This is a genomic window from Pseudoalteromonas sp. NSLLW218 (assembly GCF_015864775.1).
GTDB lineage: Bacteria > Pseudomonadota > Gammaproteobacteria > Enterobacterales > Alteromonadaceae > Pseudoalteromonas.
Window position 1 is genome coordinate 193962 of sequence record NZ_JADYWO010000001.1, and the last position, 16592, is coordinate 210553.

The following is a 16592-nucleotide window of genomic DNA, read 5'->3' on the forward strand; positions in this document are numbered from 1 at the left end:
TAAAGATTCTAGAACCTAAAATTTGACACTGTAATGCAATAAAGTAGCGTTCCACTGATAGCTGATAGCTGATAGCTGATAGCTGATAGCTGATAGCTGATAGCTGATAGCTGATAGCTGATAGCTGATAGCTGATAGCTGATAGCTGATAGCTGATAATTTATTTTAAAATTTAAGAGAGTAAGTACATGCACGATTCATTAACGGACCTAAAAATTGGCATTATAGGTTTAGGCTATGTAGGCCTTCCATTAGCAGTTGAATTTGGTAAAAAATTCCCAGTAACGGGATTCGATATTAACAAAGGTCGAATTGCACAGTTGCAGTCAGGTCACGACTCAACGCTTGAAGTAAGTGACGAAGAGCTTAAACAGTCCCCGCAACTTAATTTCTCTTATACAGTGTCAGATCTTGAAAGTTGTAATGTATATATTGTTACAGTACCTACTCCAATTGATGAGCATAAGCAGCCAGATTTAACGCCACTTATAAAAGCGAGTGAAATGCTAGGTAAAGTGGTTAAAAAAGGCGACATAATAATTTATGAGTCAACAGTATACCCAGGTGCTACTGAAGAGGCATGTTTACCGGTAGTAGAAAAATTCTCAGGTCTTAAATTCAATGAAGACTTTTTCGCTGGCTACTCACCAGAACGTATTAACCCAGGTGATAAAGAGCATCGCGTAACTAACATACTAAAAGTAACTTCAGGCTCAAACCCTGAAATCGCTGAAAAAGTAGATCAACTTTATAAATCAGTAATTACGGCCGGCACACATAAAGCAAGTTCTATTAGAGTCGCTGAAGCTGCAAAAGTAATTGAGAACACACAGCGCGATGTAAATATTGCACTAATTAATGAGCTTTCAATTATTTTTAACAAGCTAGGTATCGATACCCTTGAAGTGTTGGAAGCAGCAGGCACTAAATGGAACTTTTTACCATTTCGTCCTGGCTTAGTTGGTGGGCACTGTATTGGTGTTGATCCGTATTACTTAACACATAAAGCCCAAAGCGTAGGTTACCACCCTGAAATGATTTTAGCCGGCCGTCGTTTAAACGATGGTATGGGTAAACATGTGGTGTCTGAACTGGTTAAAAACATGCTTAAAAAGCGCATTCATGTAGACGGTGCAAACGTATTAATAATGGGTTTAACCTTTAAAGAAAACTGCCCAGACTTACGTAATACAAAAGTGGTTGATATTGTAAGTGAGCTAAAAGAATATAACATTAATGTTGATATAGTAGACCCGTGGTGTTCAAACGATGAAGCACAACATGAATATGGTTTAAGCTTAACTGCTGAGCATAAACAAAATAACTACGATGCAATTATTCTTGCAGTAGGGCATAACGAATTTAAAGAAATGGGCGCAGAGCAAATTCGTGCACTGGGCAAAGCTGAACATGTACTTTACGATTTAAAATATGTATTACCAAAGCAAAGTGTAGATATGCGTTTATAGCTTTGTAGGCGTGGGTTTATCCCGCGCTCTTAAATTAGACTGCATACGCCATGCACAATTAATAACTTAAATGTTGTTAGTGTTCAGTATCAAAAATTTTAAAGGATTTCCATGACTCGTTACGAACAAATTAAATCAGAACTACTTTCTTCTCCTAAAACTTGGTTAGTGACAGGTGTAGCTGGTTTTATTGGCTCAAACCTTTTAGAGCATTTATTAAAATTAAATCAAAAAGTAGTAGGGCTCGATAATTTTGCAACAGGTCATCAGCATAATCTTGATGAAGTGAAAGGATTAGTTACTTCTGAGCAGTGGCAGGATTTTAACTTTATAGAAGGCGATATTCGCAATTATCAAGATTGCGAAACAGCATTAGCTAATAACGGTGTAGGTGTTGACTATGTATTACACCAAGCCGCGTTAGGCTCGGTACCACGCTCAATAGCTGACCCTTTAACAACTAATGCGGCTAATATCACCGGTTTTTTAAATATGTTACAAGCAGCAAAGGAAGCAAAAGTAAAAAGCTTTACTTATGCGGCAAGTAGCTCTACATACGGTGACCACCCGGCACTACCTAAAGTTGAAGAGAACATCGGTAACCCGCTTTCGCCTTACGCAGTAACCAAATACGTTAATGAACTGTACGCTGGCGTGTATGCAAAAACATATGGCTTTAAAACCATTGGTTTACGCTACTTTAATGTGTTTGGCCAACGACAAGACCCTAACGGTGCCTATGCTGCAGTGATCCCTAAGTGGACTGCGGATATGATCAAAGGCGAAGATGTATTTATTAATGGCGATGGTGAAACAAGCCGTGATTTTTGTTTTATCGAAAACACAGTACAAATGAACATACTTGCTGCAACGGCAGAAGATGAAGCTAAAGACAACGTATATAATGTAGCCGTGGGCGACCGGACTACACTTAACGATCTGTACAAATCAATTCAATTAGCTTTAAACGAATGTAATGTTGAAGTTACACAAGAGCCAATATACCGTGATTTCAGAGCTGGTGATGTACGTCATTCGCAAGCAGATGTAAGTAAAGCCGTTAATAAATTAGGTTACGAATCAGAATACAAGATATTACAAGGTATTAGTAAAGCAATGCCATGGTACACAAATTTATTATAAGTTGGTTTTATGCATTTAATTTTGAAGTTTCATAGGCTATCTACTTGGTTTGACAAACGAGGATTGACCTTTCTTGCACTAGTTATATATAAAATTTCAAGAGTTATTTTTTCTTGCGATATTAAATTCACAGTAAAAATTGGTGATGATGTAAAATTTTATCATAATGCATTGGGTGTTGTTATCCACCCTCGCTCTGAGATAGGAGCTGGTACTTCGATATATCAGAATGTTACCTTAGGTGGTAATAGTAAAGAGAAAAGTAAAAATGGACCGCCAATAATTGGCAATAATGTTGTTATAGGTGCTGGAGCTGTTATTTTAGGCCCTGTATATATAGGTGATAATGCTAAAATTGGTGCTAACTCCGTAGTTATAACTGATGTCCCATCAGGCTGTACCGCAGTAGGTGTACCAGCTAAAATAATATGAATATTAAAAAGGTACTTACATTTTCAGCAGGACCTTTAGTCGCTGCCTTTATAGGTTTTGTAACTACACCGATACTGTCATGGTTGTATAGTTCTGAGGATATCGGCTTATATTCTCTTTCAATATCTTTAATCAGTTTTACAATTATAATTTTTAGTGTTGGAATGGACTCAGCCTACATTCGCGAATTTCACGATGTTGACTCTAAAGATAAGCTTTTTTCTACTTGCCTAATACCTACCTTTTTACTTTTATTAGCTTTAACTGCTTTTGTTTTTTTCTATTTTAAAGAAAATATAAGTATACTTGGATTTAGTAGTTATGAAATTCATCTCTTGTTGTTTTGTTCTTTCTTGGCTACAGCAAATAGATTCCTCTCTTTAGACTTGAGAATGAAAGAAGAAGCTTTACTCTATTCGGCTTATTTAATTATAAATAAATTTGCAGTTGTAGCTTTTTTAGTTGGATTTTATTTTTTTCGGGATGGAAATCGAGCTTCAATTTTTAATTCTTTGCTATTAAGCCAGATATTACTTTTATTATATTTGTTGTTCTTTTCTAAGATTAAACTGACTACAACCGATTTAAAATTTTTAGATATAAAAAAGTATTTGAGATATGGACTTCCGCTAGTTGTATCTTCTACTTCATATTGGGCCATGATGTCTTCCGATAAATTTATAATATCTTATTACTTAGATGTAAGTGCTGTAGGTTTTTATTCGGTTGCTCAAACATTAGGTGCTGTATTTATTATATTTCAAAGTATACTATCTATTATTTGGCCTCCCTATATCTATAAGATGGATAAGTTAAGTACTGAAATAGCTATAAAAAAGGGATATCTCTGGATAGATATTATGCTAACAGGCTCAATTGTGCTGTGTGTTTTATTCTTGTTGTCGATAAACTTCATTTTAGGTTTGTTTCCTTCTAAATATGCATCTGTAATCGATTTTTTGAGCTTTATTCTACTATCTTCGGTAGTTTTTACGCTCTCTGAACTTGTTTTAATCGGTATGAATGTAAAGAAGAAAACGCCAGTAGTAATGCTTATAACTTTTGTTGCTTTAATTATTAACATTAGTCTTTCTATTTTACTAGTAGATCTATTTTCTCTCTCAGGCGTTGCAATTGCTACTCTTATTTCATTTACTGTTATGTTTTTTTTGAGGTTATGGGGAAGTGCGATATTTTGGGGTAGTGAAAGGGTACTGAGTATATTATCTAAAATGGTACTACTTTATATGATTGTTTTATTGTGGAAGTTTACTCCAATCTTAATTCCTTTGATATTAATGAGTTTATTACTAATTTTCGAGTTTAAAAAAATCAAAGGTTTTTTCTCTGATGAAAAATAAGTTAACCCTAGATATAAATAAGAGTATAGCAGGGGTTTTTCTAATAATTCCTTTTTCCTATTCTACTATAGCTGGATTTAGAGTTGTACTTATAGCTACTTTACTATTGTTTATTAGTTTTTTAATAAGAGGAGGGATTGTTAAGGTAACTACAGATTTTTTGCTTTTTACTCTTAATGCCTTAGTAGTCTTTTACTTGTCTATTTATTCAGCAAATCACAACGAGTTCTTTGCATTCTTACTTTTTTTTATATTTCTTTATTGGCCACACTTTATAAAAGGGAAAGCGATTAATGTTAACAATATGTCTAGGTTTATTAAATTGTATGCTTACTCAGCCTTGTTCTGTTCTTGTGGTGTTATCTGCCAGTCTCTACTTTATAATAAGTTTGGTATAGAGTTTGGCAAAATAGATACATACCTTAATAGAACAGGCTTTGGCTTCCTTTGGTTGGACTACAGTTTTTTATCACTTTACCTTGCTTCATCTATACCGTTAATATTTAGAGAGAAAATGAAGTTTAAGTATTTTTTTTCTTTAATTATTATAATAGGGAGCATAACAACTACAGCTAGAACTGGTTTGTTTGCATTAGTAATTTCAATGTTATTTCTTAGCTTTGCAGGGTTTTTCTCTAGCCTTTTGAAGGCTAAAGTTAAGAAGAACGACTTTATTATGATCTGCTTAGCTTTTATCTTAATATCTACAGTAGTTCTATTATGGGGGAGTTACTCTAATAGGGAGCTCACTATAAGTGGTTCAGGAAGGTTTGAAGGGTATCTTCACGCATTTAACGTATTCATAGACTCTCCTTATCTCGGATATAGTTATGATGTCGTAGCTTACAAGGCATTATTTGGCGCAGTTCCACATAATATATTTTTGTATACTATGGTTTTTAGTGGGATTATGGGGATTTTTCTTTTGTTACTCTGGTTCCTTTTTATTTTTATAAGACTAAGGTTTATCGATTCTTATTTTAAGCTTTGTCTTATATCTATCTTTATTGGTTTACAATTCATCCCTTCTTTTTACTCGGGCTATTTTATAGCCTTAATATTGTCATTATCTATTTTAAGTTTAGAGCATGAAAAAAAATAAAAAAGCACTTATTTTGAATTCTTTATATATTCCAAACATTGGTGGAGTTGAAAACTCAATGCATGAAATGTCTAAATCATTCAAAGGTAAAGGGTATGATGTTGATATCGTATGTTCTAATCGTAATCATGTTAATAATGAGATACTTAGCGAACGTTATACAAATGAGTACTCTACTATATATAGGTATAATGTTTTATCTATTGGTTATTTAAAGCAGATTTACAACTGCTACAGACTCGTACGCTCCTTGTTAAAAAAGGAAAAATATGACTCTATTATATCAAGGGGTTATGTCACTAGTTTTTGTTTAACTTTGCTAGGGGTTGACTATCACTATTTAATCCCATCAGTTATATATGAGCAGAATAGAGCTAAGTTTTTAAGTTATTCTCTAAGCAATAAAGTAAAGTACCTTGTATCCTCGCTATTACAAATCATCTCTTTTAATTTTGCATCGAATATTGTTTTTAGTAAAGGAATGCAAGAACAAGTGAGTCAGCTTTGCTTCCAAAAGAAGAAAGTTATAATTAAGAATTTTGGAGTTGATTCAAGTCGTTTTTTTCCTAAAAAGCAAGAAGAAAAAATTGAATTAAGAAAAATGCTTGGGCTGGAAACAGAATATAAATATTTACTATGTCTTGGCCGGTTTTCTGAATTAAAAGGCTTTGATATTGCAATAAAAGCTCTTTCCTTCTTAGATGATACTTACAAGTTATTATTAGTGGGTAGTGGACCAGAGGAGAAGCATTACCTGCGTATCATTGAGGAATCTCAGCTTGGTGATCGTGTTAAAGTATTTGGTGCAACTACAAACCCTGAATTGTTTTATCAGGTTTCTGATATTTTTTTTATGACTTCTAGATATGAATCTTTTGGACAGGTTTTGCTTGAGGCTACATCTTCCGGCCTTCATGTTGTTGCCTTTAAATCAGGCGCTAATATTTTGACAAATACTAATAATATATATTCAGAACATACTAATTTAGTTACTTATTCAGATTCATTTGATCAATTTGGGTTAGCTGACGCCGTTCGTAAAGCCTACACTTCAGCTGTCGGTGAAAATGAGTTCTTAAGTTTCTTAGATAAATACTCGTGGGATAAGCTCGTTGATGAATTAACTCTAAAAGGAGCAAATTGATTTATGAAAATTATTCAAGTCATAACAGGGCTTGGTATGGGCGGTGCCGAGAGAGTTGTAGCGGACTTATCCGCTGAGTTAATTGATATGGGCCATGAAGTTATAATCATTTATTTATATGGTGATGTTAAAATAAGTATAGATAAGAGAATTCAGCTGGTAAAAATAGACATCAAGCGCCCAGTCCGTGCATTTATATCTTTCTTGAAAATAGTCTCTAAATATAACCCGGATATAATTCATGGGCATATGTTTCATGCTAACATGCTCACCAGAGCAATGAAGCTTTTTTTATCCTCTAAAATAGTTATAAATACTGCTCATAGTGGGAATGAAGGCGGTAGATTTAGAATGGCGTTATATAGACTTACAAACAGTCAAGCCAAGCTATTTACAAATGTCTCAGTTGGCGCAGTTAAAGAGTTTGAAAGAAAAAAAGCTGTCCCAGCTAATTTGATGTTACCAATTCCAAATGGAATAAATGTTGATAATTTCTCTTTTAGTTCAAGTAGTAGAGAGAAAATTAGGAAATTAGAAAATATAGCTGATGATGAATTATTAATATTATCAGTAGGTAGCTTGAGAGAGGCTAAAGGCTTTGATTGTGCTATAAAGGCAGCTGATATGTTATGTAAGAATAATAAACTTAAATTTACATGGATAATAATAGGTGAAGGCCCCTTATCAACTCAGCTAGAAAATTTAATAGCTAAACTTAATGTAGAAGGAAAAGTTAAATTAGTTGGCACTAGAAGTAATATCCAAGAGTATTTTTCTGCAGCTGATATTTTCGTTTCGAGCTCTTATTGGGAAGGCTTCGGACTGGTTATTGCCGAAGCTATGGCAGCTTCTATTCCAGTAGTTTCAACTAATACTAGCGGAGCTCTTCAGGTTATACCATCTGATGAGTATATTTGCGAGGTTGGTGACTTTCTAAGTATTGCCAAGTTAGTTATCGATGTTGTAGATAGGATGCAAGATGAGGTTGGATTTCGTCAATATCTAGAAAATAATAAATCTGTAATTGAACATGATTTTTCAATACAAAACTACAGTAAAAAATGGTCTAAGCTATACTCAGAGGTGAATGATTGAAATTGTTTGTTATCGGTACTCTACCTTCTTCTTTATATAACTTCAGAGGTGAGTTACTCCAACACTTTAAAGGCATTAGTTCTGATATTAATGGTTTAGCGACAGGGGCAAACCTTGAAGATATCAAAGCTGTTGAGCAGTTAGGTGCTAAGTATATTGATTACCCTGTTAGTCGCAGTGGTTTAAATCCAAGAGAAGACTTTAAGACCTTTAAGGCTTTACAAAAGATTTTTAAAACGCAGTTGCCTGATGTGATTTTAGCTTACACAATTAAGCCAATTATTTGGGGAGCCTTTGCTGCACGCTGTTTGCCAAATTGCCATTTTTATGCGCTAGTAACCGGCTTAGGATTTGCTTTTCAAAGAGGCAATTGGAAAAAGAACCTTTTGATGAAGTTAGTTGTTATTTTATATAAAACAGCTCTAAAGAATGCGGATAAAGTCATTTTTCAAAACCCCGACAACAAGCAGGTTTTTATTGATTTAGGCATAGTGCCTGAACATAAAACGGCTGTTGTAAATGGCTCTGGCGTTGATGTTAAGCACTTTGAGGTAAAACCTCTGCCTTTGACACCTAAATTTTTACTTATTGCTCGGTTATTGGGGGATAAAGGGATACGTGAATATGTTAAAGCTGCGAATATTATTAAACAACATTACCCACAAGCAGTATTCCAGTTAGTTGGCCCTGAAGATCCCTCACCAGATGGTATTCCACTAGAAGAGCTAACAAAGTTAAACCAAAATAATTCAGTTGATTATTTAGGTGAAACGAGTGATGTTCGTCCTTTTATTGATGACTGTAGTATTTTTGTATTGCCCTCGTATCATGAAGGTTTACCTCGTACAGTTTTAGAGGCAATGGCAACAGGGAGACCTATTTTAACTACAGATGTACCAGGTTGTCGTGAAACCGTTATTAATGGCGAAAATGGTTGGTTAGTAGAAAAAGCAAATGTAGAGCAACTGGTTGATAGAATGACATGGTTTATCGAAAACCCTTTAGAGTGGCAACGAATGGCTGATGCTAGCAGAGCTATGGTTGAAAATAAGTTTGATGTTCATAAAGTAAATGCCGAATTAATGGATATTATGGGATTGAGTAAATGAAACGACTCTTTGACTTTTTAGTTGCTCTTTGCGTATTACTTATTTTATTCCCAGTAATAATTGTTGTCGCAATACTCATTCGTTTTAAATTGGGCTCACCTATTTTGTTTACTCAAAATCGCCCTGGTTTGAATGGTAAAGTATTTAAAATGATGAAGTTTAGAAGCATGCTTGATGGTAAAGATAAGCATGGCAACTTGCTGCCTGATGATGAGCGTATGACAAAGTTTGGTACCTTTTTACGCTCGACTAGTTTGGATGAACTCCCAGGTTTATTTAATGTATTAAAAGGTGATATGAGCTTAGTAGGGCCAAGGCCTTTATTAGTGCAGTATTTACCGTTATATAGTAGCGAGCAAGCACGCCGACATAATGTGCGCCCAGGTATAACTGGCTGGGCTCAAGTAAATGGGCGCAACGCTATTAGTTGGGAGCAAAAGTTTAAACTAGACGTTTGGTATGTTAACAACCAAAGTTTTTTACTCGATATTAAAATTTTATTACTTACCGTAAAAAAAGTATTTGTACGCGAAGGTATAAGCGCTGACGGGCACGTAACTATTGAGCCATTTAAAGGTTCTAATAATGACTAATAAGCTGGTTGTAGTTGGCGCCAGTGGCCATGGTAAAGTAATTGCCGATATTGCCGAACAGCTTGGTTTTATTGTTAACTTTTATGATGATGCCTACCCAAGTAAAACCTACATTGAACATTGGCCTATACATGGTACTTGTGCCGACTTAATAGCATTAAAAAATACAAGTACAACTCCTAATGACGTTGTTGTTGCTATCGGTAATAACGATATTCGCCAGCAAAAAATACAGTTGTTACAACAAAATAAGTTTAATTTAATAACATTAATTCACCCCACAGCTGTTATAAGCCAATACGCTACAATAGCGCAGGGAAGTGTCGTTTTTGCTGGTGCTATTATTAATGCGTTTGCCAATATAGGCGTTGGCTGCATAGTTAACACCTCAGCTATTATTGAGCACGACTGTGCTATTGGTGACTTTACTCATATTTGCCCTAATACTGCTTTGGCGGGCGGGGTTATTATTGGTAGTAAAAGTTGGGTTGGTATTGGTAGCCAAATTAAACAATTAATAGTAATTGGTGACAATTGTATGATTGGTGCGGGTAGTACTGTTATAAAAAATATACCGGATAATGTTACTGCATTTGGCTCTCCTGCAGTACCAAACAAATAAGACCTCATTTCTATATAAATTAATAGGAACATCATGTTAAATACCCCATTTTCTCCTTGGCCTAGTTTTACTCAGCAAGAGGCCGACGCCGTTAGTCGTGTAATTTTATCGAATAAAGTTAATTATTGGACTGGCACAGAAGGCCGTGAGTTTGAAAAAGAGTTTGCTACTTGGGCTGATAGTGAATATGCCATAGCGCTTGGTAATGGCACTTTAGCACTTGATTTAGCACTTAAAGCATTAGATGTAGGCGCTGACGATGAAGTAATAACTACGCCTCGTACATTTTTAGCATCTGCCTCAAGTATTGTTACTGCGGGCGCTGCACCGGTATTTGCTGATGTTGATTTAAATAGCCAAGCAATTACAGCCGCTAGTATTAAAGCAGTACTTACACCGAAAACAAAAGCGGTTATTGTTGTACATTTAGCAGGTATGCCTGCTGAAATGGACGATATAATGTTATTGAGTAAAGAGCATGGTTTTTATGTGATAGAAGACTGTGCCCAAGCACATGGTGCTAAATATAAAGGTAAGTCTGTTGGCAGTATTGGGCATGTTGGTGCATGGAGTTTTTGCCAAGATAAAATAATGACAACTGGCGGCGAGGGCGGCATGGTAACCACTAACTCAAAAGAGTTATGGTCAACTATGTGGAGTTATAAAGATCACGGTAAAAGCTTTGATGCTATTTATAACCGTGAGCACCCACCAGGATTTAGATGGCTGCATGAAAGCTTTGGTACTAATTGGCGCATGACAGAGATGCAAGCTGTGCTTGGTCGCATACAATTAACACGTATGAGTGATTGGACAGCAAAACGCCAAGCATATGGTGCTCAGCTAGACGAAGCCGCAAGTGGCTTTAGTAGTATTCGCTTAGTGACAGTGCCAGAGCATAGCGAGCACGCAGAATATAAACATTATATGTTTGTTAAACCTGAGCAATTAGCAAAAGGTTGGAACCGTGACCGTATTGTTAATGCGATTGTAGAGCGCGGTGTACCTTGTTTTCAGGGCAGTTGTTCTGAGGTGTATCTTGAAAAAGCATTTGACAATACACAATGGCGCCCAGAAAAACGTTTACCTAATGCTGTTGAACTAGGTGAAACGTCAATTATGTTTTTAGTACACCCAACACTTACTGAAGCCGAAATAGCCAAAACAATCCAGGTAATCAAAGAAGTTTTTAGTCTCGCAACAAAATAGGTTTGCATATAATTAGTTAAATAAAAAGTCTACTAACAAGTAAAGAGGTCGCTACGCTTTAGAAATTAAAGCGGTTTAGCGACCTTTCATTTACTCTTGTTTGCTGCTTTTTATGTTGTATATTATTTTGGCTAATAGCTGAAGATTACTCGCATAACTATTATTTGTGAAACCTAGCACCTTAATTATAAAAGGAACTGTCAGTGGATAGCTTTATACGCTCTATTCTAAATGCATCTCGCGCTAAAAAACGCCTTATTACTTTGTTTATCGATACGTTATTTATTGTAATCGCTTTTTGGTTAGCCCTAATTGTAAGGCTTGATAGCTTTGAACCACTGCAGCGTTTAGATAATTGGCTTTTATTAGCGGTGTTGATACCTGTAAGCTTATATACATTTATAAGTTTAGGTTTGTACCGTGCAGTACTTAGGTACATGAACTCCCAAGCCATATGGGCAATAGTATTAGGTACAGCTATAACCACAGTTAGTCTGGTTTTAATTGCCTTTTTGATAGGTATAGATATACCCCGTACTATGCCGTTTATATTTGCTTGGCTGTGTTTACTAACCGTAGGTGGAGCCCGTGTATTGGTACGTGCGATTATTGGCAAAATGACTACGAGTAAAAAAGAGTCTGTGATTATTTATGGGGCGGGCTCTGCAGGGCGACAACTAGCCACGGCTTTAGGTGCTGGCCCTGAGTATTTTGTTAGTGCATTTATTGACGACGATGCTACTAAACATGGCTCAATAATTCAGGGTATACCCGTTGTATGTTTTAAAGGTATTTACGAATTAATTAATAAACGTAAAGTTAGCAAAGTTTTATTAGCATTACCTAGTGCAACACGTGCCCGCCGAAAAGAAATACTAGCCCAATTAGAGCCGCTCACCATTAAAGTGCTTTCAATGCCAGGAATGGCTGATGTTGTTGAAGGTAAAGCCAAGCTTGCTGAAATAACAGAAGTAGGCGTTGAAGATTTATTAGGCCGAGACCCCGTAGCCCCTAAAATGGATTTAATGACGGCTAATATTACTAAAAAAGTGGTTATGGTAACTGGTGCAGGGGGTTCTATTGGCTCAGAGCTTTGTAGACAAATAGTTAAACTAAAACCCACTAAATTAATTTTATTTGAACAAAGTGAGTTTGCTTTATATTCAATAGAAAAGGAGCTCAACGAGTATATTTGTAATAACGCTTTAGAATTAGAGTTAATTCCTATAATGGGTTCTGTTCAGCGCATTAATCGTCTTGAAACGGTAATGAAAACCTTTGGCGTGCATACAGTTTATCATGCAGCGGCTTATAAGCATGTACCGTTAGTTGAGCATAACGTTGTTGAAGGTGTACGTAATAATGTGTTTGGTACTTATTACTGTGCTAAAGCAGCAGTTAATGCTGGCGTTGAAAATTTTGTACTTATATCTACCGACAAAGCCGTTCGTCCTACTAATGTAATGGGGGCGACTAAACGTATGGCCGAATTAGTGCTGCAGGGCTTAACGCAAGAGCAAGGTGTTAAGCACAAAACACGTTTTTGTATGGTCCGCTTTGGTAATGTACTTGGTTCGAGTGGCTCTGTTGTGCCGCTATTTCGCAGGCAAATAAAAGAGGGTGGCCCAATAACGCTCACACATCCAGATATAACACGTTTTTTTATGACGATTCCAGAAGCTGCTCAATTAGTAATACAAGCAGGCGCTATGGGGAAAGGCGGCGATGTATTTGTACTTGATATGGGCGACCCCGTTAAAATTAAAGATCTTGCGACTAAAATGGTGCGGCTTTCTGGTTTTGAAGTTAAAAGCGACACTAATCCACATGGTGATATCGAGATTAAGTGTACAGGCTTGCGCCCAGGCGAAAAGCTTTATGAAGAACTGTTAATTGGTAATAACGTGGGTGAAACAACACACGAGCGCATAATGACAGCCAGTGAAGTAATGCTACCTTTAGCTGAGCTTAATGTGTTTATAGAAGCGTTAGATATTGCGTGTCATAACTTTGATCATGAAACAATTCGTCAATTGTTGTTAGATGCACCCACTGGTTTTAATCCAACTGATGGTATATGTGATTTAGTTTGGAATGCAAAAAAAGACCTAACCAAGGGAAACAAGCAGAAGGTTGTAAATATTAATTAAGTTATTATTTTACACGCTAAGTTGAGAGACACTGTGTTTTAAAGTAACAAAGAACGATCAGGCTGAGTAAGGTTGTTGATAATAATTTATTCAATATTCTGACAAATTAAAGCTATGTACTTAGCTTTTATATTTAATGAAATTTAAAGCGTGAGTTTAACTCGCGCTTTTTGCTTTTTGAAATAAAGCTATATTTTTAAGATAATGAGCTAACAAATATTAATTATAAGTGCACTACGCATTTTACATTTTAAAAGGAATAATTATGCCACGTAAATACTTTGGTACCGATGGAGTAAGAGGTAAGGTTGGTACTTTTCCTATCACGCCTGATTTTGCAATGAAATTAGGGTGGGCCGCGGGTACTGTTTTAGCCTCTAGTGGTACAAAAGAGATTCTAATAGGTAAAGATACACGTAACAGTGGTTATATGTTTGAGTCTGCTATTGAAGCTGGGCTTTCAGCTGCAGGCGTTAATGTAGCATTTGTTGGCCCAATGCCAACGCCTGCTGTTGCTTATTTAGCATCAACCTTTAGGGCTGATGCAGGTGTTGTAATTAGTGCATCGCATAATCCATATTACGATAATGGTATTAAGTTTTTTAATAATTCTGGCACTAAATTAAATGATGAGCAAGAGCTTGAAATTGAAGCTTTACTTGAGCAAGCATTAAATAACAACGCAATGCAGTGTGTAAGCTCTGAGCGCTTAGGTAAAGCAAGACGCATTAATGATGCCGCAGGGCGATACATTGAATTTTGCAAAGGCATATTTGCTAAAGATTTAACGCTTGAAGGTTTAAAAATTGTTGTCGATAGTGCTAACGGGGCTGCATACCACATAGCGCCTAATGTTTATGCAGAACTGGGTGCCGATGTTATTAGCATTAACGATAAACCAAATGGTTTAAATATTAATGAGCAATGTGGTGCTACACATCTAGATAGCCTTCAAGCTGCTGTACTAGAACATAAAGCAGACTTAGGTATTGCGCTTGATGGCGATGCTGACAGATTAATGCTTGTTGATGACAGTGGCGCTGTGATTGACGGTGACCAAATTCTTTATATTTTAGCTAAAGCAGCAAAGCTGCAAGGCAAAATGCAAGGTGGTGTTGTTGGTACACTAATGTCTAACCTGGGGTTAGAGCTAGCGCTTAAGGAAATGGGTATACCATTCAAACGCGCAAAAGTAGGTGATCGCTATGTTGTTGAGCAGCTTAAAAATACGGGTTGGAAACTTGGTGGTGAAGGCTCAGGCCATATTCTACACCTAGATTATGCAACAACTGGTGATGGTATTGTTGCCTCTTTATTGGTGTTAACAGCGCTAATTCAGCAAAAGCAATCATTAAAAGGCTACGTAGCAGGTATGCAAAAACTACCGCAAGTACTTTTAAATGTGCGTTTAACAAAAAATAATGCGAATGAAATTCTAAATACTAATTCGGTAAAACAAGCAGTAGCAGAAGCAGATATAGTATTGGCAGATACAGGTCGTGTTTTACTACGTAAATCAGGCACTGAGCCATTGATCCGTGTCATGGTTGAATCTACTGATTCCGTAGCGTCACAAGAGCAAGCTGAGCATATAGCTAGTTCAATAAAAGCGTTATTGTAAAAATATGTTTTTGTCGGGGATTAATCACATTAGCGCGAAGTAAATTCGCACCTACAGGGTGTGTATATTGTAGGAGAGGTTTTAACCTCGCTTTGGTAACGTTAAATTACAAGAGCGCGAAGTAAATTCGCATCGATAGGGTGTGTATATTGTAGGAGAGGTTTTAACCTCGCTTTGGTAACGTTAAATTACAAGGGCGCGAAGTATATTCGCATCGATAGGATATATATATTGTAGGTGAGGTTTTATACCTCGCTTTTGGTAAAGTTAAATTACATGTGCGCGAAGTAAATTCGCATCTACAGGGTACATATATTGTAGGTGAGGTTTTATACGTCGCTTTTGTAGGATTAAATTACATGTGCGCGAAGTAAATTCGCATCTACAGGGTGGCATATATTGTCGGTGAGGTTTTATACGTCGCTTTTTGTAGGATTAAATTACATGTGCGCGAAGTAAATTCGCACCTACAGGGGGCATATATTGTCGGTGAGGTTTTATACCTCGCTTTTGGTAAAGTTAAATCACATGTGTGCGAAGTAAATTCGCATCTACAGGGTACATATATTGTAGGTGAGGTTTTATACGTCGCTTTTGGTAAAGTTAAATCACATGTGCGCGAAGTAAATTCGCATCTAAGGGGGCATATATTGTAGGTGAGGTTTTATACGTCGCTTTTTATTTTATATAAATACAATCCCAGTAAGGGTATGAAGCAATTTTATCGACAATTTTAGCCCGCAAAGGATTAGCAATAATATATCTAGCATTGTTCAGTAAATCATTTTCATTTCTAATCATGTGATCATAGTAGTTACGTTGCCATAATTTATACATACCTAAATCGTCACGGGTTACTTTAGAGCAACGGCCTTTAAACAACTTAATTACGTCTGATAGTGCTTTTTTATTTCCTAATTGAATTAGCCAATGTATATGATTTGGCATAATTACAAATGCTATTGTTCTGGCTGCTTCTTGCGTTTCTATCTTTTTCATTTCTGTGATTATTAATCGATTAATATCCATAGAAATAAATATGTTTTCTCTTTTGTGCGCCACTAGTGTGATTGAGTAAAATCGATTTGTTAATGATACTCTGCCTTTTCGCAATAAATCTGAACGATACATTTTACGAGCCTTCAGTACTTTTGTTTAAAGGTAGCAGAGGTTTTTAAAATAAGAGAGCGCGAAGTAAATTCGCACCTACAGGGTGTATATATTGTAGGAGAGGTTTTATACCTCGCTTTTGGTAAAGTTAAGTTAGATGAGCGCGAAGTAAATTCGCACCTACAGGGTGTATATATTGTAGGAGAGGTTTTATACCTCGCTTTTGGTAAAGTTAAATCACATGTGCGCGAAGTAAATTCGCATCTACTACTTGGTGTATATTTCAATATGTTCATCCTTCTCTTACTTATATTATTCTGCAAAAAATATTTAGTAATATATTCGATATTACACTCTAGCTAAAGTCTTTTAGCTAGAGCCTAATTTATAACTCTGATAGAATCATTTTATTACTTATTAACTAACCTTAAA

Annotated in this window: 14 protein-coding genes; 13 read left to right on the top strand and 1 reads right to left on the bottom strand. The window is 36.1% G+C overall.

What is annotated here, in order from left to right:
* Positions 1 to 188 precede the first annotated feature (188 nt).
* The 13 genes from tviB (at position 189) to glmM (ending at position 15050) form a co-directional block, all read left to right on the top strand.
* Complete coding sequence (gene tviB, locus I6E80_RS00785; protein WP_197184545.1) at positions 189 to 1469, top strand: Vi polysaccharide biosynthesis UDP-N-acetylglucosamine C-6 dehydrogenase TviB; 1281 nt, start codon at positions 189 to 191, stop codon at positions 1467 to 1469.
* 111 nt (positions 1470 to 1580) lie between these two features.
* Positions 1581 to 2612 (top strand): NAD-dependent epimerase/dehydratase family protein, encoded by a 1032-nt coding sequence (locus tag I6E80_RS00790; RefSeq protein ID WP_197184546.1) that lies wholly within the window; start codon positions 1581 to 1583, stop codon positions 2610 to 2612.
* Between the two features lie 9 nt (positions 2613 to 2621).
* On the top strand, positions 2622 to 3044 hold the full coding sequence (locus I6E80_RS00795; RefSeq protein ID WP_197184547.1) for a serine O-acetyltransferase: 423 nt from the start codon (positions 2622 to 2624) through the stop codon (positions 3042 to 3044).
* Positions 3041 to 4405, top strand: a complete 1365-nt coding sequence (locus I6E80_RS00800) for a lipopolysaccharide biosynthesis protein (RefSeq protein WP_197184548.1) — start codon at positions 3041 to 3043, stop codon at positions 4403 to 4405. The genes I6E80_RS00795 and I6E80_RS00800 overlap by 4 nt, the downstream gene beginning before the upstream one ends.
* Complete coding sequence (locus I6E80_RS00805; RefSeq protein WP_197184549.1) at positions 4395 to 5507, top strand: hypothetical protein; 1113 nt, start codon at positions 4395 to 4397, stop codon at positions 5505 to 5507. Before I6E80_RS00800 ends, I6E80_RS00805 begins: the two co-directional genes overlap by 11 nt.
* The gene (locus I6E80_RS00810) at positions 5494 to 6651 is read left to right on the top strand and encodes a glycosyltransferase family 4 protein (protein ID WP_197184550.1); all 1158 of its coding nucleotides are present in this window, start codon (positions 5494 to 5496) and stop codon (positions 6649 to 6651) included. The genes I6E80_RS00805 and I6E80_RS00810 overlap by 14 nt, the downstream gene beginning before the upstream one ends.
* A 3-nt stretch (positions 6652 to 6654) precedes the next feature.
* Positions 6655 to 7746, top strand: coding sequence for a glycosyltransferase (locus I6E80_RS00815; protein ID WP_197184551.1), 1092 nt, complete (start codon positions 6655 to 6657; stop codon positions 7744 to 7746).
* Entirely contained in the window at positions 7743 to 8855 is a 1113-nt protein-coding gene (locus I6E80_RS00820) for a glycosyltransferase family 4 protein (RefSeq protein WP_197184552.1), read from the top strand. The genes I6E80_RS00815 and I6E80_RS00820 overlap by 4 nt, the downstream gene beginning before the upstream one ends.
* On the top strand, positions 8852 to 9448 hold the full coding sequence (locus I6E80_RS00825; protein WP_197184553.1) for a sugar transferase: 597 nt from the start codon (positions 8852 to 8854) through the stop codon (positions 9446 to 9448). Before I6E80_RS00820 ends, I6E80_RS00825 begins: the two co-directional genes overlap by 4 nt.
* A complete protein-coding gene (locus I6E80_RS00830; RefSeq protein WP_182195683.1) occupies positions 9441 to 10070 on the top strand; it encodes an acetyltransferase in 630 nt (209 codons plus the stop codon). Before I6E80_RS00825 ends, I6E80_RS00830 begins: the two co-directional genes overlap by 8 nt.
* 33 nt (positions 10071 to 10103) lie before the next feature.
* Positions 10104 to 11279, top strand: coding sequence for a DegT/DnrJ/EryC1/StrS aminotransferase family protein (locus I6E80_RS00835; RefSeq protein ID WP_197184554.1), 1176 nt, complete (start codon positions 10104 to 10106; stop codon positions 11277 to 11279).
* A 203-nt stretch (positions 11280 to 11482) separates the two neighbouring features.
* Positions 11483 to 13429 carry a polysaccharide biosynthesis protein gene (locus tag I6E80_RS00840; protein WP_197184555.1) on the top strand — a complete coding sequence of 649 codons (1947 nt, stop codon included), beginning with the start codon at positions 11483 to 11485 and terminating at the stop codon, positions 13427 to 13429.
* A gap of 265 nt (positions 13430 to 13694) precedes the next feature.
* Positions 13695 to 15050 carry a phosphoglucosamine mutase gene (gene glmM, locus I6E80_RS00845; protein WP_024597819.1) on the top strand — a complete coding sequence of 452 codons (1356 nt, stop codon included), beginning with the start codon at positions 13695 to 13697 and terminating at the stop codon, positions 15048 to 15050.
* 678 nt (positions 15051 to 15728) lie between these two features.
* Here glmM and I6E80_RS00850 read toward each other — a convergent pair.
* On the bottom strand, positions 15729 to 16181 hold the full coding sequence (locus tag I6E80_RS00850; RefSeq protein WP_024600305.1) for a transposase: 453 nt from the start codon (positions 16179 to 16181) through the stop codon (positions 15729 to 15731).
* Between the last annotated feature and the right edge of the window lie 411 nt (positions 16182 to 16592).